The following is a 26,051-nucleotide window of genomic DNA, read 5'->3' as shown; positions in this document are numbered from 1 at the left end:
TCACCGGAAGGTCCGGTGATGCGCGCCGCCCGCTCCCGATCGGCCCTGTCAGCGCTCCGCGCGGGGCGTCCGTGCCGTGGGCCAGGCCATGAACGTCGTCAACATGGCGATCAGGGCGAGGCCGGATCCGGCGATCAGGACGGACGCGGGGGCGACCCAGGTGCCCAGTGTCTGCACGAGGACGGGGAAAGCGAATCCGAGGTAGGTCAGGGCGTAGAAGACGGCGATCGCTGTCGCGGTGTCCTCGGCGGGAGCGAGCGTCTCCATCAGGCGCAGACCGCTCATCAGGAGCAGTCCGTACGCCGTCCCCAGGGCGACGGCGGCGACCGGCAGGAGAAGCAGTGCGCCGGTGGTCACGGTGAGTGCCGCGAGCAGCAGGCCGGCGACCGCGGCGGACAGGCCGGCCCGGAAGGGGGCCGCCGGTGAGCGCCGGGCGAGGTGCCGTGCCCAGGGCTGCACCAGGATGCCGGTGCCGAGAGTGACGGCGGCCATGGTTCCGCTGCCCACCGGGCCGTACTCCCCCAGCGGGACCAGGACGGGCAGCGCCGCGAGCGACACCGTCGCGGTCCCGAACACCCAGGGTGCCGTCGGCAGGACCGCGGTGAGGAAGACCCGGCCGGTCAGGACCGTGCGCAGCCCGCGGTCCGCCGGGTCGCGCCGGGTACGGGACGCGGCGGTGGCCCGGCCACCGGTCTCCGGAGTGCCCCGCAGGAACGGCACCACCAGCCCCACGAGGCCGATGTGGACCAGGTAGGAGGTGACCTCCGGGGCTGGGGCCCACTGGACGAGGGCGCCGGAGAGGAACGGCCCGGCCGCGAAACCGGTCGTCAGCGCCACGGCGGCCCGACGCGCCCCCGCTCCCGGCGCCCGGGCCGCGTCCGACAGTTCCTTGATCCACGCCGTGCCCGGCCCGAAAGCCGCCCCGGCGCTGACACCGACGAGGACGCGTCCGAACAGGATCGTGCCGAAAGCCCCGCCCGAGACCAGGATCACCGCGGAACCGAGCACGGAGACCACCAGGGCCGCGAGAAGCACCCGCCGCCGGCCCAGCCGGTCGGACAGCCGCGCCATCACCAGCAGAGCGGGGATGAGCCCGAGCGCATAGGCCCCGAACAGACCGTCGACCTGAAGCTCGCTCAGTTGTCCGCGGTAGACCTGCAGGAGCGAGGCGAACATGTTCGCCCCCCATCCCACGACCACGATCGCGGCAGCCGGGCCGAGCCATGCGGTGCGCGCGACCGAGGGCACACCCGGACCTGGCCCGCCCGCCCGCCTCGCCCGCCCCGGTGACTCCGGGCGGCCCCCAAGGGTCCCGACAGGTCGAGAGCGGAGATCGGTCGATGGACGCGCGGTGCGCTGTGACGTTCGCATGGACGAAGGCTAGTACATGAGTAGACCAGTCGTCTAGAGCTATTCGTCGTCCGCAGACCTCGCCCAAGTCCGACCAGCCGTCGGCCCAGGAGCGCGGAAAAGACGGCTGGAGGGTTCCCCGGGGGGTCGTGCCCGGACGCGGGGCTTCGTCCGCCGCGTACGCATACGTCACCGGAATCCGCCGCGGGGAGAGTTGGGCGCGGCTGTCGGTGCCACCGTGTCACTTCTGCTCGCAGATGAGCGCGAGCTTGCCGCCGGGATGGTTCGACCGGAGGGCGGCGAACGCTTCGTGCGCTCCCTCGACGGTGAGGGGCAGGGTGCGTGCCATGGGAACGGTGAGTATGCCGCGTTCAGCCATGTCGATCAGGCGCGGACGCTGTTCCTTGCGGAAGGCGAGGCTGTCCGGGTCCCAGCCGCCGATGAGGCGGACACCGCGTTCACGGGCGTAGTCGGCACCGGCGATCGAGACCACACGGGTCCGATCGCCGACCAGGGCCAGGGATGTATCGATGGCCTCCACGGTGCCGACGCAGTCGAGGGCGGCGTCGACGGGTGCCTGCGCGGCGTCGCGGATTCGCTGTTCCAGTCCCGGTCCGTAGGTGACCGGTACCGAGCCGAGGGAGCGGACCAGGTCGAAGTTGCGCTCACTCGCCGTCGCGACCACCCGGGCACCCGTCTGAGCCGCTTGCTGCAGCACGCTGACGCCGGTCGCGCCGGAAGCGCCGTGCACGACGATGGTGTCGTCGCGCCGGACCTTCGTGACCGCCAGCATCTCGGCGGCCGTCGTGCCGACCACAAGCAGGTTGGCCGCCTGGGCGAAGTCGAGCGACCGCGGTTTCGGCAGGACGTCGTCGGCCGGGACCAGGAGGTGGGAGGCGTACGCGCCGGGAACCGGACAGGCGATGACCTCGTCGCCCACCGCCATCGCGCGTTCGGCTGCCGCCTCGGCCCCGATCGCGGCCACCACGCCGGCCGCTTCGGAGCCGACGCCCATCGGCTCGTCCCGGGGCCAGGACCGGTGCAGGCTCTTCCAGTCGCTCGGGTTGACGCCGGCGGCGCGTACCGCGACGAGCACCTGTCGTGGGCCGGGGACGGGCACGTCCCGTTCGCGCAGGCGGAGTGCGTCGATCTCACCGTGGGCCGGAGCGACGATCTCGACCGTCATGCCTGATCCTCCTGGTAAGGACGGGAACCGTCGCGCTCGGGGACGGGCACTTCGAAGCACACGAGAACAGAGGAGATCAACTGGTACTGGCCGATGAGGCACAGGATCGTCATCACCCCCGCCTCGCCGAAGGCCCGCACCGCCTGGAGGTACAACTCCTGCGGTACGGCATGGTCGGTGAGAAGACTGGAGGTGAGGCGGTGCGCGATCTGCGCCTGCTCGCTCAGCCCGTCAGGGACCTCCCCCCGCAGGATCGCTTCGATCGCGGCGACCGGAACACCGACGACACGGGCCGCCGACCGGTGCGCGTCGATCTCGTAGTCGGCCGACCAGAAGGCCCCGACGGTCAGGATGACTACTTGACGGACATCGTCGGTCAGCCCGGACCGGGCCACCTGGCCCGTCCACTGCCCGAGAGCTGCCGCGATCTTCGGAATCCGGAGCATCGCGTTGAACGGGCCGACGAAACGGCCGTCGTCGAGCCGCGCGGTGAAGCCGCTCTCCGCCGCTTCCGGCACCACCATGCGCGTCAGCGCTTCGTACACCGGGCGTTGTTCGTCGTCGAGGTCGGCCGGCGCGAGCAACGGCAACCGGCCTCCGAGCCTGTCGAGGCTGTCCCTCGTGGACATGGGCATTGCACTCCGATCATCATTCACGGGCCACACGGTGACCGGCGGCGCCCGGCGCTTCGAGCGGCAGGGCTGAAGGAGTCCGCCGACCCGGGCCATGGCGCGGGTCGACTTCGAACGTCGCCGTGTCACCGAGACGGCAGCCGAGTTCCGCCGGCTGTCCGCTCGGAAGCGGTATCAAGAGGTACTGGGCAACTTGTCCGCTGCGATGCGCTCGTCGAAACCCGTGGCCGGGTCGAGGACTCGACCGTCCGCCCACCAGTTCGCCGAGGGTGACTCCACGATGTTGATGTAGATGTCCCTGCTTTCCAGCCCGGCCCGCTCACCGAGGTTGGCCACGAGCGCGGCGTAGAGACGCTTCAGCTGCTCTTCGGGACGCTTCCCGAAATAGGACTGGATGAATATCGCCTCCCGGCGGCGTTCCAGACCGAACGCGACCGGCGCCGAGATGAGGTAGTCGTCCGCAAGCTCGTGGAAGATGTGGTACTTGTCGTCGTTCGGAATTCCGAGTACGTCAACGAGAGCTTCGTGAATCGCGTCGGAAATGGCCCGGCGGTGCTCGGGCGAGCTTCCCGTCCTCAGGTAAATCTTGGTCATAGGCATAAAGAACTCCTCGCCTTCGCAGGCCGGCCGCTTGCCGACCGCACTCACCGAGTGAACACGCGATCCGGGCATGACGCCAACGACTGTTCAGCATGACCGCCATGCGACCAACGCATGCCGACTGCCTGCGGGTGCGAGGGACGACTATCGCCCCGGTGACCGCCGCCTTCGCGCGGGTCGCCGCCGGCTTCGGCAGCTCGACCGGGGCTGTGCCTGCCTGCGGATCACTCCGCGAACAAATCTGTTCGTGTGCGGAGTCACCGTTCCCTGCGTTGCCGGATATCAGCAGATCCGCTTAGGCTTTCGCTCATGACTTTCGTACTTGTACCCGGAGCCTGGCACGGCGCGTGGGCCTGGCACGGCGTGGCGCAGAGAATTCAAGCGCGTGGACAACAGGCATTTCCTCTGACCATGCCCGGACTGGCCCCGGGAGAGGATTCAAGCAATCTGCGTATGGAGGACGCAGTGAGCCACATCGTCAAGGAGATCGAGCGTCGGAACCTGCACGATGTCGTTCTAGTGGGCCACAGTTGGGGCGGCGCGCCCATCACTGCCGTTGCCCATCGCATCCCTGAGCGGGTCGCGAAGGTCATCTATTACAGCGCGTTCGTGCCGCAGCGCGGCGTTTCCATGAACGACGAGAACCTCCCGGAGAACGCCGCCTACGTGCGTGCCGCAATCGAGGCTTCGCCCAACGGCACGGTCGGTCTGTCGTTCGAGCTGTTCCAGCAGTTCTTCATGCAGGGCGTACCGGAGGCGGCACAGCGTCTCGCCTTCGATCTGCTGCTGCCGCACCCGGGCGGTTACATGCTCGACGCGCTCGATGTCGATCCGGTGACCACCCTCGGCATACCGGCGGCCTACGTGCTCGCCGAACAGGACCTGGCCCTGGCCCGGCCCGGTGCGGAGTTCGCCGCGCGGATCGGTGTCGCTCCGATCATGGTTCCCGGTACGCACGAGTCGTTGCTGACGCACCCCGAGGAACTGGCCGAGGCGCTGCTCGGCGCCTGACCTCCGCGGCTCACATCGGTGCCGCCCCGTCGTCGAACCGCGTCCGGCTGCCGAGGATGTGGTCGTGATGTTCGTCCGCCCACTCGATCAACGACGTCACCAGGGCGGACAGTGACCGTCCGGCCGCGGTGAGGGCGTAGGCGCGGGCGGTCACCGCATCCGGTGCGGCCGTTCGCGCGATGAGGCCGTCGCGCTGCAGCTCCTGCAGGGTCAGGGTCAGCATGCGCTGCGAGATGCGACTGGAGCGGCGCAGTTCCGAGTACCGCCTCGGTCCGTCGGCCAACGCTATGAGAACAAGTGAACTCCACTTGCTGCCCACGTGTCCGAGGACATCGCGTCTGAGGGCGCAGATCTGCTCGGTGGTCGCCAGCTGGGACAGCTGACTGCGTGGCGCCTCAACGTGCTGATCGGCGTGCGCCGGTGAAGTGCTCATGGTTCATGATGCCTCGGCTGGAGAGCCGGGTGATGTCGAGCCCGGCTGAGGGGGAGCGGGATCGGCCGCGTGCTCGGCGGGGTGCCCGATCGTCTCGGTGACAGGGGCGACGGCCATGACTGTTCGTCAAACAGTGGAACCGACGCATGCTTTTTCTCATGGGGTCGTCCACTGCTTTGCGACTGTTGCGGGCCGTCGCGGAAACCGGGTCCTTCACCGCCGCCGCGGAAGCGTTCGGTTACACCCAGTCCGCGGTGTCACGGCGGATTGCCGTGCTGGAACGCGCGGCGGGCGCCCGGCTGTTCGAGCGGCGGGCCGAAGGGGTCCGGCCGACCCCGGCCGGCACCGTGCTTCTGCGGCATGCGTCGACCGCTCTGGACGCGGTCGACTTCGCCGGGCGAGTGCTGCACGGGGCGGACCCGGGCAGCGGCACGGTGCGGCTCGGAACGTTCAAGAGCGTGGGCGCGGTGCTGGTTCCCGAGGCACTGGCGCTGATGCGGCGACGCCGTCCCGACATCGAGGTGATCACCAGGGAGGGGTCGACCCCGGCGCTCATCCGGAGTCTGCGCGCCTCCACGCTGGACCTCGCGGTCATCTCCGCCCGGCCTCCTTACCCGGCTCCCGACGAGGCGGATCCGCCGTTCGAACTCGACGTCCTCCTCGAAGGCGACCTCCTCGTCGCGGTGCCCGCACTCGCGGAGCTCGGCCGCGACGGCTCCGTGACCCTCGACGAACTGCGGCTCGCGACGTGGATCGCGAGTCCGCAGACGTCGGGCGAATCGGGATTCGGGGTCTGGCCCGCGCTGCCGCAGCGGCCGAAGGTCGGGCACCAGACGCAGGACTGGCTGTCGAAACTGGCCCTGGTCGCGGCGGGATGGGGGGGGCACCACGCTGCCCCCGTACCTGGCCGGCCTGGTGCCGGAGCACGTACGGCTGGTCCGCGTATCCGACGGAGTGCCCGTCACCCGCCGCGTCCAGCTCGCCCGCCTCCCCGGCGGCGTCAACCCCGCCGTGGCCGATTTCGCCGACTGTCTGCGGGAGGCGGCGGACCGCCTCCCCCTGACTCCCTGACGACCTGACGACCTGACTCCCCAGGGCCGAACGTGCCACCGGTCAGCGTCGCCAGGCGTACCGGCCCGCGTGGCGCGACGCACCGGCCGGGTCGGCACACCGGATGCCGTCGCCGCCGCCGAACCACCGCTCAGTTCACGGACGCTTCCACGATCGAGAAGACGGTCGGCGTGGGCACGACGCGGTCGAGGGTGAATCCGGCCCGCTCCAGCAGGGCGCGGAACTCCGGCTCGGTCCGCTCCCTGCCCGGCAGCATGCCGAGCATGGTCAGGTCCACCATCTTCATCATGTGCGGGGTGTCACCGGGCGGGACCACGCCTTCCAGGATCAGCACGCGGGCGCCCGGGTTCGCGGCCTTCCGGATCGACTCCAGGATGCCCGCCCCGGACTCGTCGTCCCAGTCGTGCAGGATGAAGCTGAGTACGTAGATGTCGGCCGCCGGCACCGACTCGAAGAAGTCACCCTCCGTGAACGTGACCCGGTCGGACAGTCCCTGCTCCTTGAGCCGCGCGGTCGCCTGTGCCTCGGCCGCCGGAAGGTCGAGGACGATGCCGGTGCGCTCCGGCCGGTCCGCGAGCAGCCGCGCCAGCACCGAACCGTCCGCGCCCCCGATGTCCGCCACGACCCGGCCGGGCGGCAGCTCGTACCCGTCGAACATGCCTTCCCGCAGCGCGCCGGTGACGTTCGCCATCGCGCGGGTCATCAGCGCGGCCCGCGCGGGGTCCTCGGACAGCCACTCGAAGGCCGGCTTGCCGAAGTACCGCGTGGCGCCCGGCACGCCGGTACGGACCGTCTCCAGCAGCTCGCCGAACGGTGCGTAGTGCGTCTCCATCCACAGTTCGGCCGCGTCCACCAACGACGCCGGATGGTTGCGGGACAGCAGAGCGCCCAGCGGGGTGGTCGCGACCAGACCGTCCTCGGTGGTGCGGAACACGCCGATCATGGTCAGGGTACGGATCAGCCGGCCGAGCGGGTCGGCCAGCGCGCCGCTGCGCTCCGCCAGGTCGGCGACGGTGCGAGGTCCATCGTCCAGCATCGTGCAGACGTCCAGTTTCGCGACGACGTAGAGCGCCTGCGAGACCTGGAAGCCGCCGAGCAGCTGCGTCATCACGACGCCGGGCGGTGGGGTGGGTGCGGACATGGGTGGTCGGGTCCTTCCGAAGGGAGACGGTCGCTCACGATTCTCCTGACGGCCCGTTCCCGTGCCGTTCACGTCCGGTAGACGGCCAGTTCCTCGCTGATGGCCACCGCCATCGGATCGTCGGTGCGGCTCGCCGCCGCCACCGCCCTGCGATAGGCCGCGGCTGCCTGGTCGTGCCGCCCCGTGTCGCGGTGCACGTCGCCCAGCGCGCGCAGGGCGAGAGCGGCGAGGGCGTGCGCACCGAGCCGCAGGTAGGTTTCCGCCGCGCGGGTGAAGCTCTGTTCCGCCGCCTCGTGGTGTCCGAGCCCGGCCTGTGCGGTGCCGAGCGTGTGCCAGGTGTCGGCCAGGGAGTACGGCCCGAGGTCCGCGGCGAGTGCGATGGCCTCCTCCGCGTGGGCGAGGGCCGGCCCGAGCCGGCCCAGTTGGACCTCGGTCCAGCTCACCGTGTTGAGCGCCGAGGCCCGGCGACTCGCGCCGGGCGGGTACATGTCCAGCAGGCGTCGCGCCATCTCGAGTTGCGACTCGTGCTCGCCGGTGCGGTCCAGCAGCCAGATCTCGAAGCGGTACGTCTCCGCGAGGAATTCCGTTTCCGCCGCGGCCTCGAAGGCTTCGGCTGCCTGCCGTAGCTGTGCGTGGGCCGCCGAGTACCGGCCCAGATTCGACTCCACGAGCGCCAGCCCACGCCGGGCATGCGCTTGTGCGAGCCGGTCGCCCAGGCGCCGGGCCGCCGCCAGCCCGAGTCGCTGCGAGGTCTGCAGGTGGTGCCAGAGACCGTGCCGGCTGTAGAAGTCGCGCAGTGCCCAGGCCAGTTGCCAGGAGTGCTCGTCGAACCCGTCCCGGTGGGCGAGGTCGTGGGCGGCGGTCAGCGCCGGGTACGCGTCGGTGAACCAGGTGGTGGCGTCCGTCGCCGGTGCCGCGACCACGACGTGCGGCAACGCGGGCCGCAGCGTGATCGTCGGCCGGGAGGTGAAGACGGCCGTCATCGCCGCCGTCGCGGTGTGCAGATGGTGATCGAGCAGCCGGTGCACGGCTGCCCGGCGCTCCTGATCGCCGGGCCACGGCAATTCGGCGGCGAACGCCCGGACCAGGTCGTGCGCGACGAACCGGCCCGGCCGGTGCTCGGCCAGCAGCGCCGCCTCTACCAGGGTGCGCAGCAGTGTCCGGGTACGCGGCACGGGGAGCGCCAGCATGCTCGCCGCCGCCTCGGCGCTCACCTCCGGGCCGGGGTGCGCGCCAAGGACCCGCAGCGCGTCGGCGGCCGCTGGTTCGAGCGCGTCGTACGACCAGGAGAGGACGGCGCGCGGATCGTCCGGACCCGCGAAGGCGTCCAGTGTGCCGTGTGTCTCGCGCAGTTCGGAGACGATCGCGGACAGCGGCAGGTGTTCCTGGGCCACCGCACGCGCCGCGATCACCGCCAGCGCCAGCGGCAGGCCACCGGTGCGGGCGACGATCTCGCGGGCCGCGAGCGGTTCGGCCTGTACCCGGTCCGTACCGGCCCGCGCCGCGAGCAGTGCCAGCGCCTCCTCGTCCGCCGGTGGCCGCAGTGCCAGCAGCCGGGCGCCGGCCCGGGTGCGCAGCGCCGGGAGCGTCCCCCGGCTGGTGACGACGACGAGTGCGGGTCCCGCGCCGGGGAGCAGGTCCCGTACCTGGTCGGCGTCGGCCGCGTTGTCCAGCAGGATGAGCAGCCGCCGGCCACTGGTCAACGTGCGGAACAGCCCGGCGCGCACCTGGAGGTCGCCGGGCACGTCGGCGGGCGCGACCCCGAGTGCCTGGAGGAACCGGTCGAGGATCTCCGCGGGCGGCGCCGGGTCCCGTCCGGGACCGAAGCCACGCAGGTCGGCGTAGAGGCGGCCGTCGCCGAACCGGTCGGCGATCCGGTGTGCCCAGTGCAGCGCCAGGGTGGTCTTGCCGACGCCGGCCATCCCGGAGACCACCACGACGCCGCTGTCGGACAGCGCGTCCGCCCGGCGCAGCTCCTCGGCCCGGCCGACGAAATCCGCACCTGGCGCCGGTAACTGGGACGGCACCGGAGGGCCCGCCGACGCGGACAGCAGTGTCTCGTCGGCGCGCAGGATCCGGCCGTACAGCTCCTGCAGCCGGGGGTCCGGATCCACTCCCAGCTCGTCGCGGAGCAGTTCCCGGCACTGCTGGTACACGGCGATCGCGTCCGCCTGGCGACCGCACCGGTACAGCGCCGTCATCAGCAGCAACCGCCAGTGCTCGTCCAGCGGGTGAGAGTCCGCCAGCGACCGGAGCTCCGGCAGGATCCGCTGCTCGTGGCCCTGTTCGAGGCCGATCTCCAGCCGGGTGCGCAACGCCGCCAGCCGCCGTCCTTCGAGCACCTGCCGGTGCCGGTCCGCGCCGGGACCGCTCACCCCGGTGAGCGCGGGGCCCCGCCACAGCGCCATCGCCTCGTGCAGCAGGCCCGCCGCGGTGCCCGGGTCACCGTCGGCGCGGGCCGCGTCCGCCGCGCGGACGGCGCGGGCGAAGTCGTCCGCGTCGAGCGTGCCGGGGGCGAGCCTGATCGCGTATCCGCGCGGGGACGATTCGATGGTCAGCTCGTCGCCGAGCAGTCGGCGCAGGTGGTGCACGTACTTGCGGATGACCGCGGCCGCGCTGGCCGGCACCTCGTCGTCCCAGATCTGGGCGGCCAGGGCGGTACCCGGCAGCGGCACGCCCCGGGCCAGCACCAGCGCGGCGAACAGCGCCTGCTGCTGCGGTGGCCCGAGCGACACCTCGGTCCCGTCGCGTCGCACGACGAGTGGCCCGAGCACTTCGACGCGTACCATCCGGCACCCTTTCTCGGCACCCGGCAGCTTACGGGGGCCGGGGTGTCTTCTGCCGCCGCGGGACCTGGGACGCACTGCCGGGGCCGCATACGTCCGTGTACGTACGGACTATTTCACCGCTGGGCAGTGATGATGCGGCAGGTTGCCGGAATGCGGAAGCCGCCGGAATCCGTCTGGTAGCCACTGATGTTGTCGGCCATCACCCGGCGGGCCGTGGCGCGCTGCTCCGGGTCGAGGGAGGCGAAGAACGAGTTGAGCCGGCCCGCGCTGGTGTTGAATTCCCACCAGGTCTCGAAGTCGGGGCATTCGGTCTCCCAAGAAAACCACGAAGCTGCGATATGCGTGAAGCCGGCAGCGACGAGATGTTTTTCGAGTGCGCCCTCCTCGGCGGAATCGGCGAAGCTGGATTCGAAGTCGGGAACGGCACCCGCCGGCAGCACCTGGCGGAGGACGGGGAGGGCGATGCCCGTATAGGGATTCGACGCCGCATCCGTCCAGGTGGCGAGAGTCAGCAATCCCTCGGGACGCAGTACCCGGGCCGCTTCACGGGCCGCAGGACCGAAGGGGGCCAGCCCCGCCAGAAGCAGGCCCATCCGGGAGACGATGCCGTCGACACTGGCGTCAGCGAATGTCGTCTCGATCATGGACATCTCATGGAATTCGACCGTTGCGATGTCCTCCCGGCCCGCCTTCGCGCGAGCCTCGGCAAGCAGGGCGGGATCGACATCGATCCCGGTGATCCGCAGATCCGGGCGTCGGCGAGCGAGCGGCAGAGACGGTTCCCCGGTTCCGCAGGCGAGGTCGACGACGTGGGCGCCCTCCGGCAGGGAGCCGAAGGGGGCGAGCAGTGGGTCGTTGATTCCGCGCAGGTAGGTCTGGATCAGGTCGTGAGCAGCCGTGGCCGCTCCGGATTCGCGAGGTATCACGTCATTATTCCTGTTCGTCTAGGATTCATTGCGAGCAATCCGTAAGTGATGCTCGCACACCAAAAGAGGACTTCTACGGAGCATCCCGAAACTCAGTGCTTCGCCTCAATGCCGCGTATGACGAGAGCCAGTGGCCGCTGCCAGCCATCTGAATCGGTGACCTCAGCGATGCCCTCGGCAAGCGTGAACAAATCAGCCATCTGTACGTCGGCGTCGACTTTCCCGGTTTCCTGGCAGCGGCGCAGCAGTGCCGCGCTGCCCTCGAAGACACCGACGCGCCGACCCCTGATTCCCGGATCGACGAGGTGTTGTCCGGCGAACCGGTGCAGATTTCGATTCTGCACCAACGACTGGACGAAATGGGTGAGCAATGAGGTGAGGCCCTCGAAGGGATCGGCCATCGCCTGGGCCTCCGCGACCGCTTCCTCGGACTTTTCGAGACAGCCGAGCAGAACGGCTTCGATCAACGCTTGTTTTGCGGGGAAGTGACGGAACAAGGTGGCAGAGCCGACCCCCGCCTCCTTCGCGATGGTGGCCATTTCACAGCTTCCCCCGTGACGGCCGAAACAGCGCAACGCCGCGTCGAGGATTCGCTCACGATTACGCTGCGCATCCAGCCGCATCGATCACTCGACCTTCCCGCTCGTCGCGCCGGGACGCCACCGACGCCCGAGTTGAGCTGCCGCTCCACGGTCGCCCATGTCTGCGACGCTACCAGATCTGAGAGTTGACATCTCCACTTAGCCTGCGGAGCGTCGCTCCGCCGACCGCCGAAGCCGGACCCGACCGCGGTGGCATGCCCTGGGCGGGGCGCAGTGGGGGTGCCGAGCGGAGGCGCCGCCTCGTGCCACGCACGCCCCGGCCCGGATGGGCGCGCCCTGCCAGGGCGCGCCCATCTTCGCCTGACAAAGAGCCAGTTGAGGAAGTCCTCGGCTGGACAGATCGACCGAAGGCGAGTAGACAAGCATGCGAAGCTCGCGGCGGACACGGGTGATCTCGGTCGAGGCCCGTCTCCGAGGAGCTCTCTTCATGCCCGCCATCGGGACGCCGATCCACCCACCCACCCGTCAGGTTGCGTAAGAGACTCGATGTCTCGCAGCCCTCGCGGTGACCTGGACGGGCAGCTTCCGGCGGCCCGGGCGCGGCGCTTCGGCAGACGCCGTCGCATCGCCCGTCACCTGCAAGGACCCTGTGTGAACAATCTTCGAATCCTGATCGTCGGGGCCGGCATTTCCGGTCTGGCGCTGACCAAGGCACTGCTGGACCGCGACCGCGGCTTCCAGGTGGACGTCGTCGAGCGCCGCGCCGACGACGGACAGGTACTCGGCAGCGGCCTCTACCTCCCGGCGAACGCCGTGCGAGCGCTTCGGGGCATCGGGGTGGCGGCCGAGGTGACCAAACGGGCGGAGCCCGTGGCCCGGCAGAGGCTGCGGGACCACCGCGGACGGCCGCTCGCGGAGTTCGCCGCGGAACGCATCTGGGGCGAGGTCGGACCGTGCCTGGCGATCACCCGCGCCGGACTGCACGAGGTGCTGCGCACAGCCGTCGACGGCACGGCCCTGCGCTACCGCACCGAGGTGACCGCGGTGGCCGAGGACGGCACCGTGACCTTCACGGACGGCGCCACCGCCGCCTACGACCTGGTGGTAGGAGCGGACGGCATCAACTCCGCGGTACGCCGCACCCTCTTCGGCGGCCCGGAACCTCGTTTCCTGGGTCAGTTGTGCTGGCGGTTCATCGCCGATGACACCGAGATACCGGGCATCACCGACTGGACCGGCCGGCTGGGCGCCAAGGGCCGTACGTTCCTGACCGTGCAACTCGGCGCCGGCCGCGTCTACTGCTACGCCGACATCAACAGTCCTGTCCCCGAGGCCCCGGCAGGTGACTGGCGAGCACTCTTCGGCGACTTCGGCGGCCCGGTCCCCCCGTTGCTGGAGCAGGGCGCGAACGCGTACTTCGCCGCGCTGTACGAGAGTGAGAACACTGTCTGGACCCGTCCGCGCGCCGTCCTCGTCGGCGACGCCGCTCACGCCTTCTCGCCGAGCATGGCCCAGGGTGCCGCGATGGCCCTGGAGGACTCCCTCGTGCTGGCCGACACCCTCACGACCATCCCCGACGTGCCCGCGGCCCTCGCCGCCTTCCAGACCCGGCGTGCCGAGCGGGTCGCCTGGGTGGTGGCGCAGAACCACCGCCGGGACAAGGCCCGCAACCTCCCCACACCGCTGCGCGACTTCACGCTCCGCCGGGCTGGTGAGCGCATCTTCAAGGCCAACCACGCTCCCCTGCACGCCTTGCCGTAGTCGCTGACACGGCTCCCGAAGGGGCGTCCAACGCTCCTGTCCCGGAATCGTCACCGTCACCTTTACAACCACTGATAGAGGACTGTCATGGCACTTTTCGAGCATCCCCTGGTTCCGGCCGGTTCTGTCGAGCCGCCCGCGGGAGAGACCGGCCGCATGCTGCAAATGATCACCGGTTACTGGGTGACTCAAGTGGTGCGCACTGCGGCGGAGTTGCGGCTCGCCGATCACCTCCACCCGGACGGCGCCACGGCCGCCGACGTCGCGGAGGCCGAATCGCTCCATCCCGAAGCGACGTTCCGGTTCCTGCGTGCCTGTGCTTCGCTGGGGCTGGTCGCCGCTCAGCACGACGACCGGTTCACCGCCACGGCGCTGCTGCTGACCCTGCGCACCGATCACCCCGACTCCTTGCGCGACCTGGCGCTCTACGGCGGGACGGCCTCGCACTGGGGACCCTGGGGCCATCTTGCGCAGGCGGTCCGGACCGGCGCCCCCCAGGCCGAGGCCACGCTCGGCGCGCCGTTCTTCGACTGGATCTCCGGCCAGCCGCACGAGGCCGGCGTCTTCACCGCCGCCATGACGGCGATGACCCACGGCCTTGCTCATCAATTGGCCGATGTCATCGACCTGAAGGACGCCAGGACAGCAGTGGACGTAGGGGGCGCCGGCGGCAACTTCGTCCACACCCTGATGCTGCGCGACCCGCGCCTGGCCGGCACCGTGCTCGATCTGCCGCACGTCGGCGCGGACGCCGTGGCATCGGCCGAACGGCTTGGTGTGGCCGACCGGTTCACCTTCGTCGGCGGCGACTTCTTCGAGAAGGTACCGACAGCGGATGTGCACCTGCTGAAGTTCGTCCTGCACGACTGGGACGACGACTCCGCCGTACGCATCCTGCGAAACTGCCGAGACGCGCTGGAGCCCGGGGGGCGGGTCCTGGTGGCGGAACTCATCGTCGACCAGATGGGCAAGCCCGGCCTGCCGCCGCTGATGGACCTGAACATGATGACGCTGGTCACCGGCCGGGAACGCAGCATCGCCGAGTTCGAGCGCCTCTTCGAGCAGGCGGGACTGCGCCTCGACAAGGTGTCGGCCTCGGCCTCGCTGGTCTCCGTGCTCGAGGCCGTTCCCGTCTGATCCGGTGCGGGTTTCGCCGCCCCACGGTCATGCCTGACATGGGGGACCGGGTCGGGCCGGACGGATGAGTGCGTGAGACAACCGTCCGGCCCGACCGATGGTCCCCCTGCGCACGTGCCTGGCCCTGGGGAAAGGCTGACGCCTACGGTGCGACTTCCGGCGGGGCCGACGGGGCCGGCGGGGCCGACCTCGACCGAGCCCGGGTCCCCCGGGCTCGTTAAAGGTCACCCCGCCACGCTGCCGCCCTGCCGCCTCAGGTCGCCACCGTCGTCTTCGGTGCGGCGCCGACGAGTGGGCCCACGCGGAAGGAACGTGGAAGGAACGCGGGCCGCGCGACAACCGCCGGTCGCGGACACGCAACAGCGCCCCGCGTCGCCGTGCGTTCGCGGGGCTGTTGCGACTGCGGTGGCACCACGGCCGTGGCCGCTACGAACGGCTCGCCTCACAAGCCGGCCTCAGTCGATGCGCACACCGGCGAGTTTTCGAGGCAGGCGCCGTGCTCACCGTCAGCTCTGTGATCAACGAGCCCGGCCCAACGGCATGAGCTCACGCGAGATCACCCGAACGCGGCCAGGTGGTCCCGGAGGAAGGTGCGCAGGTCGCGCGGGGGCTTGCCGGTGAGGGTCTCGACGTCGGGGGACACCCAGGCCGCGTCGCCCTCGGCGATCAGGCCGAACGCCTGGGCGTTGGAGGTGGCGACCGGCTCGGGGACGCCTGCCGCGAGCATCGCCGCCCGGTGTTCGTCCGGAGTCGTCCGCCGGTACTCGACGGGACGCCCCAACATCGTGGAGAGCTCCTCGGCGATCTCGGTGTAGGTGATCAGCTCCGGTCCGGTCAGGCAGTAGGCACGGCCCGCGTGCCCGCCGGGTGCGGTGGCTACCGCGACCGCGGTCGCCGCGACGTCCCGTGCGTCGATCATTCCGATCCGTCCGTCGCCGGCCGACATGAGGAAGCCGCCGGACCGCGTGACCCCCGGTGCGAGGGCGAGCAGGTTCTGCAGGTAGGCGTTCGACCGCAGCAGGGTGTGGGCCGTACCGGAGGCCTCCAAATGCGCCTCGATCCGGGCCTGACCGCGGCGCCGGTCGACCGGCGAGTCGGCCGACGCCTTGCTGGTGACCTTCACGATGTGGGTCACCCCGTTGCGGACGGCGCTGTCGATGACCGCGATCTCCTGCGCCGGTACGGCGGGACTGACGAGCAGGACGGTGTCGACGCCGCGCATGGCCGCGTCGAGGGTGTCGGGGCGGTCGAAGTCGCCGACGGCGACCTCCAGCGCGTCGCCGTCCGCGTGAGGCATCCGGGACGGGTCTCGGACCAGGGCCCGGGTCGGTTCTTGGCGTGCGGCGAGCAGCCGGACGGCTTCGGAGCCGACCTTGCCGGTCGCACCGGTGACGAGGATCATGATCCTTCTCCTTCGGACGTTCGGACGGGCCGCGCCCGAGTTTCAGAGGGCGGCGGTGCGGCCGGCGTCGGCGGCGATGACGGTGCCGGTGAGCGGCCGGGCGTCTTCTCCGGCAAGGTGGACGATGAGGCGGGCGACCTCGTCCGGCTCGTTGGCACGCCCCAGCGGGCTGGCGGCGGCGAGAGTGTCGAGCAGGTCGCCCATGCTCTTCGTGATCTCGGTACGGCTCGGGCCGAGGGCGACGGCGTTGACGCGCACGCCCTCCGGGCCGAACTCGGCCGCCCAGGAACGGGTCAGAGCCTCCAGCGCCGCCTTGCTCGCCCCGTAGGCGGCCATGCCCACGGCGCCGCGGGCGGCGACCATCGTGGAGACGTTCACGATCGCCCCGCGGCCGCGTGCCGCCATGCCCGGGGCCAGTGCGGCGGTGAGGAAGAACGGGGCACGGAAGTTCACCGTGACCATCGCGTCGAAGCCCGCCTCGGAAGTTTCCGAGGTCGGGCCGAGCTCCCAGTAACCGGCGTTGTTGACCAGCACGTCCACCTCGCCGGCCTCGGCGGCCAGCCGCTCGATCTCCTTCGGCGAGGCGAGATCCGCCCGGATGAAACGCCCTCCCGTCTCGGCGGCGACCTCCTGGCCGCGGTGCTCGTCCCTGCCGGTCACCACCACCCGCGCACCGCGCTCGGCGAAGAGCTGCGCGGTGGCCCGGCCGATACCGGAGGTCCCGCCGGTGATCAGTACGGTCGCCGACTCAAGATCATGGTGAGCGTCGCTCATGACGAACCTCCAGATTGGATTGTTGTATCCAAAATAGGGACGCTAGGATTGGATAGTCAAATCCACTGTTGGAGGATCCACTGTTGGAGGGGTGAGCAGTGACAGGCAGTACGGCACGCCGGGACGCACCGAGTACGCACAAGGGCCGAGCGACACGGGAGCGAATCGTCGCGGCCGCTGCGGATCTGATGTACCGGCAAGGGGTGGCGGGCACCAGCACGCCTGCCGTCCGTGACGCGGCCGGGGTCAGTTCGTCGCAGATCTACCACTACTTCGCCGACAAGGACGACCTCACCCGGGCAGTCATCGCCCACCAGACAGAGACGATCCTGTCCCACCAGGCTCCACTGCTGGCCAGGCTGGACAGCCTGGCGGCCCTCGATTCCTGGCGTGCGGTCGTGATCGAGACCGCCAGGCGGCAGGGGGGCGTCGGGGGCTGCCCGATGGGCAGCCTGTCCAGTGAGCTGGCCGACACCCACCCGTGGGCCCGGGACACACTGGCGGCCGGCTTCACCGCCTGGGCGGAGTCGATCCACCGCGGTCTGAGTGCCATGATCGACAGTGGCGTACTCCGGCCCGACACCAACGTCCGCGCGCTCTCCCTGGCACTGCTGGCTGCCGTGCAGGGCGGCCTCCTCCTCGCCCAGGCCCAACGCACCACCGAGGCACTCGAAGCCGCCCTGGACACCGTCATCGCGCGCATTCGCGACTACACGACCGAGCCGTGACGACGACAGCGGCGGCGTTCGGGACACCGGAAAGCAGACGGCGCCGGCGACGATCCCGGCCGTGCCGAACTCCGTGCACATGTGCGCGCCGTCCGACGTCGCGGCAGCCCGGGCGACGGCACCCGCCACGCCGCGCCGGCCATGCCGGTCCCGCACAGCAAACGATGTGAAGCCGGTCCACGATCTCGGAACCGGTCAGGACCACGTCGACACCTCCTTCGGCGGCTCGGCGGCTCGGCGGCTCGCTCGCGAAGACTGTCAAGGTCCGGGGTGGAGATGCCCGCCCCGGCGGAGTCGCTCGCGTGGCCGGGTACCGCGCCGGCGCGGGGCACCGGCGCGGGGAGGCGGCCGGCGGCCATGACGGCGGCGGACGCGGTGCCGAGCCTCAGGTCGCGGGCTCGATCGCCACTTCCAGGCGGTCGAGCCCACGCAGCCCGTTGTTGATCATGGGCCGGTGCTGAAGGGAGCGGAACCCGGCGACCCGGTCGGCGAGCCTTTCCAGCAGCACGCTCATTTCCAGCCGGGCGAGGTGCATGCCGACGCACACGTGCTCGCCCCGGCCGAAAGCGAGGTGGTCCGAGGGGCGGCGGGTGATGTCGAAGCGGGTGGGGTCCGGGTAGTGACGCTCGTCGCGGTTGGCGCAGGCGTAGAGCAACGCGACCCGTGACCCGGCGGCCAGCGGGACGCCGCCGATCTCATGGTCCTCGGTGAGCACCCGGCTGAACTGCGGCACCGGGGTCTCCAGCCGCAGCGACTCGTTGATCGCGTGCGGGATCAACGAGCGGTCCGCGCGCAGCAGTTCCCACTGGTCGGGATGCTGGGCGAAGAGTGCGACCGCGTTGGTGATCGCGAGAATGGTGGTGTCCAGGCTGGGGGTGACGTAGTCGAGCATCATGACCGGGCACTTGTCGTGCGCGATCTCGCCACGGTCGGCGGCCGCGTAGAGCTGTGCCGCCCAGCCGTCGGGGTCGATCTTCCCCGGCACGGCGTCATTCATGGCGAACGCCATGAACTCCTCGACGGCCGGTCCCGCCGCGGCCGCCCGGTCGTCGGCGGGCCCCTGGGTGTTCCAGATGGCCGCGGCCCACTCCAGCATCTTCTCCCGCCCGTGCTCGGGGAGTCCGACCAGATCGGACACCACGGTCATGGGCAGGTACTCCGCCAGTTCGGTGACGACCTCGAACCGGCCCCGGCCGACCAGCCGCTCGACCACCCGGTCGGCCTCGGCCTCGATCCGCGGCGTCACTTCGCGCATCCGGTCCGGCCGCAGCGGCCGCCCCAGCACCGAGCGCAGTGCCGTGTGCTCGGGTGGGTCACTGCACAGCGTGATCCCCTCCAGTTGGGCGTTGACGTCCGGGTCCACGAACACGCCCCGCGCCGAGGAGAACGTCCGCCAGTCCATCAGGGCGGCACGTACCTCGTCGTAGCGGGGCAGCGCGTAGAGGTCGTAGCGGGACAGGTACACCACGGGCCCGAGGGCCCGGAGTTCGGCATAGAGGTCGTACGGGTCGATGCGCGCCGATTCGGTGTAGAGATCGACGTCGCTGACGGGTATGGGAGGCAACGGGTCTCCAGGTGAAGAGTGCTGCGAACACGTTCTTGCCGCGCCGGACGACCCGGCCTCGGTCAACGGCCCTTGCTGACGGCTGTGGGCGTCCAGTGCGGTGAGCGGCCCGCGAAGCCCAGCAACCGGTCCAGCGCCGAAGCGTCCGGACGCACCAGCACCTCGGGCGCGAACGGCATGCCCGCGCCACCCCGGTACTCCGGCTTGATCTGGTCGGCGAGCAACGCGTGCGCCTGCTCGGACGCCGCGGGATCGGGGTGCCATGCCTGACCGGTGGCGCGGGCGATGTCCCAGCCGTGCACCACGGCCTCGGCCAGCAGCATGCTCAGCACGTACGCACCGGGAAACGTGCCACCCAGCGCGGGAACCCGCACCGCAACCGTTTCCACGCCACCGGCCAGGGCGGCCCGCACGACCACCGACAGTTCCTCGACCGCCGCGACCAGCACATCGGTCCCGTCAGCCCCGGAATAGTCCCGCGGATCCGGCCGCCGGTCGCCGTCGGGATCGGCCAGGACGACGCTGAAGTACCCGATGCCGCCGAGCAGGTGCCGCCGCAGCGAGCCCACGTCGAACCCGGCGCACGGCGTCGGCGCCGCGTCCTGCCGGGAAGTCGTCGCACCGATCACGCGTGCCAGGTCGTCCAGGACGGGTGGCACCGGGTGAGGAGACATCAATTCCATTTCACTCACCGGGACGAACAGGGGCCGCGGGTCACGCGAACCCACGGAGAAACTCTCCCGCACCGGGCATGCCTTCGCGTCGGCAGGAACTACGTACGTACGTCTGCGCACGCCCTCGCAGGACGCCACGTCAAGGGGCGCCCCGTCGCCCCGCCCCTCGGCACTACGAGACCCCTCGGCCGAGAAGAGCGGCGAGGCGGTCGATGGCCGGCGCGTCCTGCCGCACGGGCTGCGGATCCGCGAAACGGCGCAGGGACGGGGGCACCTTGGGGCTCATCTCCTGGGCGAAGTCGATGGTCCGGCGCGTCACCTCCTCGTCGAAGGCCGGGGGGCGGCCGAGCGCCTGGCCGAGGTCCCAGCCGTGCGCCAGGTGCTCCATGACCAGGATGTTCAGGAGCGTGAGTCCGGTGATGTCGCCGAGGCGGTCCGCGACGACGCGTTCGAGAGCGCCGTCCTGCGCGAACGCGGCCGTCAGCAGTTCCGCGTTCTCGCCGAAGGTGGACCCCGTCCGGACGGGGCGCGACGTCAGGGTGGCCAGAAACCGCTGCTGCACGTCGACGAGATGAGCGACGACAGCACGCACGTCCCACTCGTCGCACGGCGTCGGGAGCGACCACTCGCCTTCCCGGACGGAATCGACGAGCCGCACGTCCTGGTCGAGAACCGAGCTGAGATCCGAAACTGCGCTCACGTACTGCTCCCTCACTGTCATGGTCCACCGGAGACACTTCCGGTCATCAAACGTCTTCCCCGGCCGAGGAGAACATCCGTGGCGGTCCGAACATCGGCGCCGCCGACCGCGTCGGCACGCGGGGCACCGGCATCGGCGGGCCAACTCCCGTTTCGCCGGCGGCCTGACCCGCCGGCCACGGCCGTCGTCACCCTCATCCTGCCCCCAGCGGCTGAACCCGCGCGCGCACTTCAGCCCGGCCGGGGCGAGCGGCTCACCCCACCCGGCCCCTGCCACACGTCGTCGAACGCCAGCAAACCGGGAACCTGGCCGGCAGTCGCTCGGCAATGACCGGTCGAGCCACGTCCCCGGTTCCCTCGGCGAACCCAGCTGCCCAGCACGAGCTTGCCGCGCCCCGCCACCGGAGAAGGAAACGGGAAACAGCATCGATCGCCTTGTCCGTCCGGGAGTTGTTGCCGCACTCTTTCGTGCAGTACCGCCTCAGCCCGGACGACCGGGTTTGGGAGGTTCCCGTGCCGCATCCGTCCACCCCGTTCGGCGAGGAACTGAGGAAGCGTCGTCTGGAGGCCGGGCTGAGCCTTACGGACCTGTCCGGTCTCGTGCACTACAGCAAAGCGCAGCTCAGCAAAGTCGAGCGGGGCATCAAGGCACCCAGCCGTGATCTCGCGCGGCTGTGCGACGCCGCACTAGGTGCCGACGGGGCACTGATCGCCCTGCGCACCCCTACCGCTGTCGATTCACCTGCCGTGTCGGTGCCAGGCCGGGTCGAGGAGGAGAACTGGATGATGCAGTTGTCACCGGACGGCCCGAGCTCGTTCGGGCCCGTGGGCCGGCGTGAGGTGATGAATGTTGGTGTCGCCTCGCTGATGACCTGGAGGTCGGACAGATCGGGTCCGGCTTCCCCGGTCGCCGGCGTCGGCATGCTGGAAGCCTCACGCTCACTGTTCACGCACTACCGCAGACTCGGTCAGACCGTGGAACCCGGCCTGCTCCTGCCCGTTCTAATCGCACAGACACACACGCTGCGGGAGCTGTCGGCGCAGAGCGACAGCGGCACCAGACGCCGCCTGCTGGCGCTCGGATCCCGGTACGCCGAGTATGTGGGCTGGCTGGTGCAGGAGACCGGGGACGAGCATGGGGCGCTGTGGTGGACGCAGCGTGCGGTCGACCTGGCCGCCGCCGGCGGTGATCGGGCACTGGCCGGTTATGCGCTGGTCCGCAGGGCGTTGGTGACGCTGTACCGGGAGGACGCCGAGCAGACGATCGCGCTGGCCCGCCGGGCGCAGAGCGGCATGCTGCCGTCACGGATCCGCGGTCTCGCCGCACAGCGCGAAGCGCAGGGGCAGGCCCTCGCCGGTGATGTCGGCGCCTGTCTCCGTGCCCTGGACCGGGCTCGTACCCTGCTCGCCCGTCCGAACGACGGTGCCGACGGTCCGGTGATCGGCTCCATGCATCTTCCCGATTCGGTCGGCATGGTCACCGGTTGGTGCCTCGTCGATCTCGGGCGACCGCTCGATGCGGGCGAGGAACTGGACCGGCAGCTCACTCAGGTCGGCCCCGACGCGGTGCGTACGCAGGTGCGGTACGGCGTACGCCGCGCGCTCGCGTATGCCTGCGCCAGCGAGATCGACCACGCGTGCGCGCTGACGGAGCCACTGCTCGACGGTGTGTCAGCCGTGCGCTCGGGGACCGTCACGACCGATCTCCGACGACTCGCCCGGGTGTTGGGCCGCTACCCGGACCACCCAGCGGTACGCCGGCTGGCACCGCGGCTCGGCACCTTGTCCCGCCCGATCACCCCTCCTGAGGAGTCACCGTCATGAGCGAGATCTTCATCAACTACCGCACCGGGGATGGTGAGAAGACCGCGGCCCTGCTTCGCCAAGGGCTGTCGCACCGCTTCGGCCCGGGACACGCGTTCCACGCGTCACAGTCCATCGTCCCCGGTGAAAGCTGGGCCGAACGGCTACTGGCCGCGGTACGGCGCAGCTCCGTACTCCTGGCCGTCATCGGACCGCACTGGACGAAATTCCGTAGCCGGTTGGAGGATCCTGCGGACTGGGTGCGCAAGGAGCTCGAGGCGGCTTTCGAGTGCGAGGTCCCAGTGGTCCCCGTTCTGGACGGACGCAAAACCAGCCGACTGAGCCAGGCCGATCTTCCGCCCGCGTTGCGACGGCTCGCCGATCTCCAGTCCATCGCGTTCGACTCCGGCGACACCGACGTGTGTGTCGCGCGCATCGGTGATCTGATGGCCGACCTGATTCCCGGCCTCGACGACCGGTCCGGGATCGAGCCGGGGACGCTCTCACCAGGCAGTGTGACCAATTCCATCGGGACCGTGAACGGTACAGCCGTGCAGAGCCGTGACTTCACCGGTGACGTCGGCACCGTCGTCAAGGGCACCCACGGTCCTGTCCACACCGGGAACGGCAACATCTACTCGCATTCACGTCATGTCTCGGGCGACCGTCACTTCTCGGGCGACGGGATGACGTACTTCGAGGGCGACCACCACGGCAGCATCCAGCACCGGTTCGGCGAACGGGCCGGTCACGAGGACGAGGACCAGTGAACCAGCACACCGGCACCTGGGTCCGGGACTCGGGCGTCACGATCACTGGCTCCGGTGATGTCCACATCGGCACGCACCCGCAGGACTCGGACAAGCCGGCTTTCCGCCGAGTCGCCGAGGACCAACTCCGCCGACTGCGCTACGTACTGGTCGCTCCACCGGGTATGGGCGACGCACGTGCCGTACTCGCCGACTCCGGCACCGTCATCCTGGACGGCGTCCCGGGCAACGGCCGGTCGGCTGTGGCCCGCGTGTTGCTGCACGAACACCACCGGGACAGCGGTGTCTTCCATGAACTCCTGCCCGGTGAGGAGAGCGAGCTCTCCCTCCAGGACCCCGATCTGGTCGGGACCGGTGATCAGTTGCTGCTGGACCTGTCCGCCGCGGACGACCGCCGCTGGGCCACGGCCCAGGCCGACCTGCCGGCGCTGCGCAAGGCCGTGCACGAGCAGCGAGCTCATCTGGTCGTGGTCATGCCGCACCGCGGCGTTCTCGACCCCGACCTGCAGTACTGCCGTGTGGTGCTCCAACGGCCGTCCAGTATCGGCGTTCTCCGGCGGCATCTGCGCCTGCACGGCCTGGCGCCCGAACAGTATCTCCGGCCCGACGGCACCGTCACCGGGTTCCTGACCGCGAACAGGCCGATGCGGGAAACCGCGGAATTCGCCGACCTGATTCGCCGGGCACGCGAAGCCGGTCAGCCCGGGGACGAATTCGGTCAGTGGTGCGCGGCAGCTGGGCGGGCGCGGAACGACGGCCGACGGGAAGCCGCAGCGCTCGTCACCAAGCGGCGGGAGGCGCCGCAACGAGCCCTGCTGATCGCCGTGTCCATGCTGCACGGGGCGCATGCCGATGTCGTTCACCGCGCGGCCGAGCAACTGTTGAGCGCCCTCGGGCCTCCGTCGGAGGGTGACTCGCCGCTACAGCACCGAGACCTCGCCGAGCGACTCTCCGAGATCTCGGCCACTGCCGCCCCCAACGGACAGGTCCGGTTCGACAAGCTGGACTTCGACTCGGCCGTGCGTGCCCATTTCTGGGACCACATGCCCGATCTCCGCCCCCACCTCGGCACCTGGGCCGCGAGTGTGGTGGAGCTGAACGACCCGCACGTCGTCACCGTCGTACGCGACGGCCTGGTGGAACGAGTGGCCGGTGAATACCTGCGGACCGGACGCGCGGACGGACTGGGTGCCCTCGTCGAACGCTGGAGCACCGGTGCGACGAGCCGGCCTCGCCTGGAAGCGGCCGTGCACGCGCTCACCCGGGGGCTGGCGGACCCGGTGCACGCCAGATACTTCCGCGAGCAGCTCTACCAGTGGTGTGCCAACCGGCCCCTCAAGGGGGAGCTCGCACAAGTGCTGGTCCGCGTCTGTGCCGATGTCCTCGCGACCAGTCATCCCGATCAAGCCCTGGTCAGGCTCTACCACCTGGCCCGACGTGAACACGGCACGACGCGTGCCCGGCAGGCGCTGTGCGACCTGGTGGCGCGCAGCCGCAGGCTGCACCGCGTGCTGCTCGACCGCCTCGCCCGTTCCGACTTCTCCCCCGCCCATCTCGGGATCTTCCTCCAGGCCGGCGACCCCGAACTGTTGACGCTCCGCCCGGGCACCTCGCACGCGCTGATCGACGAGCAGACCGCTCAGCGCTCCCTGACCACCTGCTGGCACGCGGTACTGACCGAGCTGCCGCCTGAGGAGTGGCAGGCAGCAGCACGCCACTGGCTCCACTGGGCGACCGCCGGCACCGGACCGCACGGCGGGATTCTGCTCGACCTGCTCGTCAGCGCGGCACAGCGGTGCACGGAGAAACGGGGCAAGATTTTCGCTCTGCTGTACGCGTGCGCCCGCGACGCCGAGCGCACCGATCCGGGGGATGCGGCGCGGGCCGCGGAGACCACCGGCCTGCTGCTCCGCAAGATCAGCGCGGCTCAAGGCATCGCCCCGGCCGCACCGCAGACAACCGCACCCAGGGGGACTCGTCCATGACCACCGCACGGAAAACCACAACCGTCTTCCTTACCGTACTGAGCGGTCTCCTGCTGTGCATCGTCGGTCTGACGCAGCGGTGGCCCGCATGGGCCTGGCCACTGCTGGCAGTGCTGCTGCTCGTCGTTCCCGCGGCCGTCTTCCGGATCGCCGCGATGCGCCGCGGCACGGTACCGGTGACTTTCGAGGAGCAGCTCACGGCCGCCCCCGTGGAACGCACGGAACACCGCGTCAGCCAGGTAGTGCTGCCCAGCAAGTGGGCCGACTACGACTTCGTCTTCTCCGCGACGGTGCGCTGGTGCCTCGTCGCCGCTCCCGCGAGTACCCCCGTTCTCAACCCGGCGGGCCTCGCCGTAGACGCGGTCCTGAAGCGGGCCCGCGCCATCACCGAGCAACGAGAACCGGTCCGGGCCTCACTCGTCGAGCAGGAACTGTCCGGCGCCCTCAGCCGGATGATGCCTGAGTCCACCGGTCACCTCCAGGCGATGGCAGAGAACCTCCAACTCGTCCTGGCGCAGCAGGACCAAGAGCGCCTGGACAAGCTCGCCGACGTACGCAAGGACGAGGAGGTCTGGGTGCACCAGCGCAAGTACGAGCAGAGCAGACGCCGGTACTTGGGCGAGGACGTCCTCAAGGACACCGGCAGCGCCGTGGTCTGGTGGCTCGCCAGGAACGACGAGCACGTGGAACGTACGGTGAACGACCTGGCTCTGCTCGCTCAGCTGACCTCGGCGGCCAATGACGCAGACATTCCCGAACGGCTACAGGATCTGATCTTTCAGCAGGCCGGCGAGCCGGCCACGTCGGACTGTGCCGAGCCGGAGCCTCCCTCAGGGCCGCGGGGACGGGGGACGGCCACAACGCATCTCTCCGACTTTCTCGACAGCATCGGTTTCACCGACGGAGACGTACGCCGCCCGATGCTCGCGGCACAGATCGCCGGCCTCATCAAGGAGCAGGACAACCTCGAGACCGCCGAGGACATCCAGCACCACTTCGATCCGCCGGCGTCCCTCGCTCCGGACGACGACGAGGCGCCCGCCTCCGGCTCCCCCCTCGCCTAGGAGAAGACA

At 70.3% G+C, this 26,051-nt stretch carries 23 protein-coding genes; 9 read left to right on the top strand and 14 right to left on the bottom strand.

Annotated features, from left to right (window positions below):
* Positions 1-48: 48 nt before the first annotated feature.
* From ACTT8P_RS06600 to ACTT8P_RS06585, 4 genes are all read right to left on the bottom strand, one after another.
* On the bottom strand, positions 49-1,371 hold the full coding sequence (locus ACTT8P_RS06600) for an MFS transporter (RefSeq protein ID WP_442830577.1): 1,323 nt from the start codon (positions 1,369-1,371) through the stop codon (positions 49-51).
* 220 nt (positions 1,372-1,591) lie between these two features.
* A complete protein-coding gene (locus tag ACTT8P_RS06595) occupies positions 1,592-2,536 on the bottom strand; it encodes a quinone oxidoreductase family protein (protein ID WP_442830576.1) in 945 nt (314 codons plus the stop codon).
* Complete coding sequence (locus ACTT8P_RS06590; RefSeq protein WP_442830575.1) at positions 2,533-3,165, bottom strand: carboxymuconolactone decarboxylase family protein; 633 nt, start codon at positions 3,163-3,165, stop codon at positions 2,533-2,535. Before ACTT8P_RS06590 ends, ACTT8P_RS06595 begins: the two co-directional genes overlap by 4 nt.
* 177 nt (positions 3,166-3,342) lie before the next feature.
* Positions 3,343-3,762, bottom strand: coding sequence for a tautomerase family protein (locus tag ACTT8P_RS06585; RefSeq protein WP_442830574.1), 420 nt, complete (start codon positions 3,760-3,762; stop codon positions 3,343-3,345).
* Positions 3,763-4,077: 315 nt separating this feature from the next.
* Between ACTT8P_RS06585 and ACTT8P_RS06580 the strand changes: the two genes are divergently transcribed.
* Positions 4,078-4,779 (top strand): alpha/beta fold hydrolase, encoded by a 702-nt coding sequence (locus ACTT8P_RS06580; RefSeq protein WP_442830573.1) that lies wholly within the window; start codon positions 4,078-4,080, stop codon positions 4,777-4,779.
* 10 nt (positions 4,780-4,789) lie between these two features.
* Here the strand turns inward: ACTT8P_RS06580 and ACTT8P_RS06575 are convergent, their stop codons facing one another.
* Positions 4,790-5,212 (bottom strand): winged helix-turn-helix transcriptional regulator, encoded by a 423-nt coding sequence (locus tag ACTT8P_RS06575; protein ID WP_442830572.1) that lies wholly within the window; start codon positions 5,210-5,212, stop codon positions 4,790-4,792.
* Between the two features lie 146 nt (positions 5,213-5,358).
* Here ACTT8P_RS06575 and ACTT8P_RS06570 point away from each other — a divergent pair, with 146 nt between their 5' ends.
* On the top strand, positions 5,359-6,291 hold the full coding sequence (locus tag ACTT8P_RS06570) for a LysR family transcriptional regulator (protein ID WP_442830571.1): 933 nt from the start codon (positions 5,359-5,361) through the stop codon (positions 6,289-6,291).
* 122 nt (positions 6,292-6,413) lie between these two features.
* Here the strand turns inward: ACTT8P_RS06570 and ACTT8P_RS06565 are convergent, their stop codons facing one another.
* From ACTT8P_RS06565 to ACTT8P_RS06550, 4 genes are all read right to left on the bottom strand, one after another.
* Positions 6,414-7,424 carry a methyltransferase gene (locus ACTT8P_RS06565; protein WP_442830570.1) on the bottom strand — a complete coding sequence of 337 codons (1,011 nt, stop codon included), beginning with the start codon at positions 7,422-7,424 and terminating at the stop codon, positions 6,414-6,416.
* Between the two features lie 68 nt (positions 7,425-7,492).
* Positions 7,493-10,213 carry a BTAD domain-containing putative transcriptional regulator gene (locus ACTT8P_RS06560; protein ID WP_442830569.1) on the bottom strand — a complete coding sequence of 907 codons (2,721 nt, stop codon included), beginning with the start codon at positions 10,211-10,213 and terminating at the stop codon, positions 7,493-7,495.
* A 113-nt stretch (positions 10,214-10,326) separates the two neighbouring features.
* Entirely contained in the window at positions 10,327-11,139 is an 813-nt protein-coding gene (locus ACTT8P_RS06555) for a class I SAM-dependent methyltransferase (protein WP_442830568.1), read from the bottom strand.
* Between the two features lie 92 nt (positions 11,140-11,231).
* Positions 11,232-11,762 (bottom strand): TetR/AcrR family transcriptional regulator, encoded by a 531-nt coding sequence (locus ACTT8P_RS06550; RefSeq protein ID WP_442830567.1) that lies wholly within the window; start codon positions 11,760-11,762, stop codon positions 11,232-11,234.
* Between the two features lie 570 nt (positions 11,763-12,332).
* Between ACTT8P_RS06550 and ACTT8P_RS06545 the strand changes: the two genes are divergently transcribed.
* Entirely contained in the window at positions 12,333-13,442 is a 1,110-nt protein-coding gene (locus ACTT8P_RS06545) for an FAD-dependent monooxygenase (RefSeq protein WP_442830566.1), read from the top strand.
* A gap of 156 nt (positions 13,443-13,598) precedes the next feature.
* On the top strand, positions 13,599-14,579 hold the full coding sequence (locus ACTT8P_RS06540) for a methyltransferase (RefSeq protein ID WP_442830565.1): 981 nt from the start codon (positions 13,599-13,601) through the stop codon (positions 14,577-14,579).
* 556 nt (positions 14,580-15,135) lie between these two features.
* On the opposite strand, the gene ACTT8P_RS06535 is transcribed toward ACTT8P_RS06540, so the two are convergent.
* Complete coding sequence (locus tag ACTT8P_RS06535; protein WP_442830564.1) at positions 15,136-15,981, bottom strand: SDR family oxidoreductase; 846 nt, start codon at positions 15,979-15,981, stop codon at positions 15,136-15,138.
* A gap of 42 nt (positions 15,982-16,023) precedes the next feature.
* Positions 16,024-16,755, bottom strand: coding sequence for an SDR family NAD(P)-dependent oxidoreductase (locus ACTT8P_RS06530; protein WP_442830563.1), 732 nt, complete (start codon positions 16,753-16,755; stop codon positions 16,024-16,026).
* 98 nt (positions 16,756-16,853) lie between these two features.
* On the opposite strand from ACTT8P_RS06530, the gene ACTT8P_RS06525 reads away from it, so the two are divergent.
* The gene (locus ACTT8P_RS06525) at positions 16,854-17,483 is read left to right on the top strand and encodes a TetR/AcrR family transcriptional regulator (RefSeq protein WP_442830562.1); all 630 of its coding nucleotides are present in this window, start codon (positions 16,854-16,856) and stop codon (positions 17,481-17,483) included.
* A 385-nt stretch (positions 17,484-17,868) separates the two neighbouring features.
* Here the strand turns inward: ACTT8P_RS06525 and ACTT8P_RS06520 are convergent, their stop codons facing one another.
* From ACTT8P_RS06520 to ACTT8P_RS06510, 3 genes are all read right to left on the bottom strand, one after another.
* Positions 17,869-19,047 carry a cytochrome P450 gene (locus tag ACTT8P_RS06520; RefSeq protein WP_442830561.1) on the bottom strand — a complete coding sequence of 393 codons (1,179 nt, stop codon included), beginning with the start codon at positions 19,045-19,047 and terminating at the stop codon, positions 17,869-17,871.
* A 62-nt stretch (positions 19,048-19,109) separates the two neighbouring features.
* Positions 19,110-19,775 carry a TIGR03086 family metal-binding protein gene (locus ACTT8P_RS06515; RefSeq protein ID WP_442830560.1) on the bottom strand — a complete coding sequence of 222 codons (666 nt, stop codon included), beginning with the start codon at positions 19,773-19,775 and terminating at the stop codon, positions 19,110-19,112.
* A gap of 118 nt (positions 19,776-19,893) precedes the next feature.
* Positions 19,894-20,421, bottom strand: coding sequence for a TIGR03086 family metal-binding protein (locus ACTT8P_RS06510; RefSeq protein WP_442830559.1), 528 nt, complete (start codon positions 20,419-20,421; stop codon positions 19,894-19,896).
* Between the two features lie 512 nt (positions 20,422-20,933).
* On the opposite strand from ACTT8P_RS06510, the gene ACTT8P_RS06505 reads away from it, so the two are divergent.
* Genes ACTT8P_RS06505 through ACTT8P_RS06490 form a run of 4 tightly spaced genes read left to right on the top strand, consistent with a single transcriptional unit; the run spans position 20,934 to position 26,042 of the window.
* Positions 20,934-22,244 carry a helix-turn-helix domain-containing protein gene (locus ACTT8P_RS06505; protein ID WP_442830580.1) on the top strand — a complete coding sequence of 437 codons (1,311 nt, stop codon included), beginning with the start codon at positions 20,934-20,936 and terminating at the stop codon, positions 22,242-22,244.
* A complete protein-coding gene (locus ACTT8P_RS06500) occupies positions 22,241-22,993 on the top strand; it encodes a toll/interleukin-1 receptor domain-containing protein (RefSeq protein ID WP_442830558.1) in 753 nt (250 codons plus the stop codon). The genes ACTT8P_RS06505 and ACTT8P_RS06500 overlap by 4 nt, the downstream gene beginning before the upstream one ends.
* Complete coding sequence (locus tag ACTT8P_RS06495; protein WP_442830557.1) at positions 22,990-24,978, top strand: hypothetical protein; 1,989 nt, start codon at positions 22,990-22,992, stop codon at positions 24,976-24,978. Before ACTT8P_RS06500 ends, ACTT8P_RS06495 begins: the two co-directional genes overlap by 4 nt.
* On the top strand, positions 24,975-26,042 hold the full coding sequence (locus ACTT8P_RS06490; RefSeq protein WP_442830556.1) for a hypothetical protein: 1,068 nt from the start codon (positions 24,975-24,977) through the stop codon (positions 26,040-26,042). The genes ACTT8P_RS06495 and ACTT8P_RS06490 overlap by 4 nt, the downstream gene beginning before the upstream one ends.
* The last annotated feature ends 9 nt before the right edge of the window (positions 26,043-26,051 follow it).

Origin of the sequence: Streptomyces sp. JW3 (assembly GCF_052216785.1) — a bacterium.
Classification (GTDB): domain Bacteria; phylum Actinomycetota; class Actinomycetes; order Streptomycetales; family Streptomycetaceae; genus Streptomyces.
The sequence above is the reverse complement of the archived record's forward strand: the minus strand, read 5'-3'. Positions and strand labels throughout refer to the sequence as shown.

What these genes read in the sequence shown, in the direction of transcription:
- ACTT8P_RS06600 (WP_442830577.1), bottom strand. Translation starts at nt 1,371, where the DNA reads ATGCGAACGTCACAGCGCACCGCGCGTCCATCGACCGATCTCCGCTCT.
- ACTT8P_RS06595 (WP_442830576.1), bottom strand. Translation starts at nt 2,536, where the DNA reads ATGACGGTCGAGATCGTCGCTCCGGCCCACGGTGAGATCGACGCACTC.
- ACTT8P_RS06590 (WP_442830575.1), bottom strand. Translation starts at nt 3,165, where the DNA reads ATGTCCACGAGGGACAGCCTCGACAGGCTCGGAGGCCGGTTGCCGTTG.
- ACTT8P_RS06585 (WP_442830574.1), bottom strand. Translation starts at nt 3,762, where the DNA reads ATGACCAAGATTTACCTGAGGACGGGAAGCTCGCCCGAGCACCGCCGG.
- ACTT8P_RS06580 (WP_442830573.1), top strand. Translation starts at nt 4,078, where the DNA reads ATGACTTTCGTACTTGTACCCGGAGCCTGGCACGGCGCGTGGGCCTGG.
- ACTT8P_RS06575 (WP_442830572.1), bottom strand. Translation starts at nt 5,212, where the DNA reads ATGAGCACTTCACCGGCGCACGCCGATCAGCACGTTGAGGCGCCACGC.
- ACTT8P_RS06570 (WP_442830571.1), top strand. Translation starts at nt 5,359, where the DNA reads ATGCTTTTTCTCATGGGGTCGTCCACTGCTTTGCGACTGTTGCGGGCC.
- ACTT8P_RS06565 (WP_442830570.1), bottom strand. Translation starts at nt 7,424, where the DNA reads ATGTCCGCACCCACCCCACCGCCCGGCGTCGTGATGACGCAGCTGCTC.
- ACTT8P_RS06560 (WP_442830569.1), bottom strand. Translation starts at nt 10,213, where the DNA reads ATGGTACGCGTCGAAGTGCTCGGGCCACTCGTCGTGCGACGCGACGGG.
- ACTT8P_RS06550 (WP_442830567.1), bottom strand. Translation starts at nt 11,762, where the DNA reads ATGCGGCTGGATGCGCAGCGTAATCGTGAGCGAATCCTCGACGCGGCG.
- ACTT8P_RS06540 (WP_442830565.1), top strand. Translation starts at nt 13,599, where the DNA reads ATGCTGCAAATGATCACCGGTTACTGGGTGACTCAAGTGGTGCGCACT.
- ACTT8P_RS06535 (WP_442830564.1), bottom strand. Translation starts at nt 15,981, where the DNA reads ATGATCCTCGTCACCGGTGCGACCGGCAAGGTCGGCTCCGAAGCCGTC.
- ACTT8P_RS06530 (WP_442830563.1), bottom strand. Translation starts at nt 16,755, where the DNA reads ATGAGCGACGCTCACCATGATCTTGAGTCGGCGACCGTACTGATCACC.
- ACTT8P_RS06500 (WP_442830558.1), top strand. Translation starts at nt 22,241, where the DNA reads ATGAGCGAGATCTTCATCAACTACCGCACCGGGGATGGTGAGAAGACC.
- ACTT8P_RS06490 (WP_442830556.1), top strand. Translation starts at nt 24,975, where the DNA reads ATGACCACCGCACGGAAAACCACAACCGTCTTCCTTACCGTACTGAGC.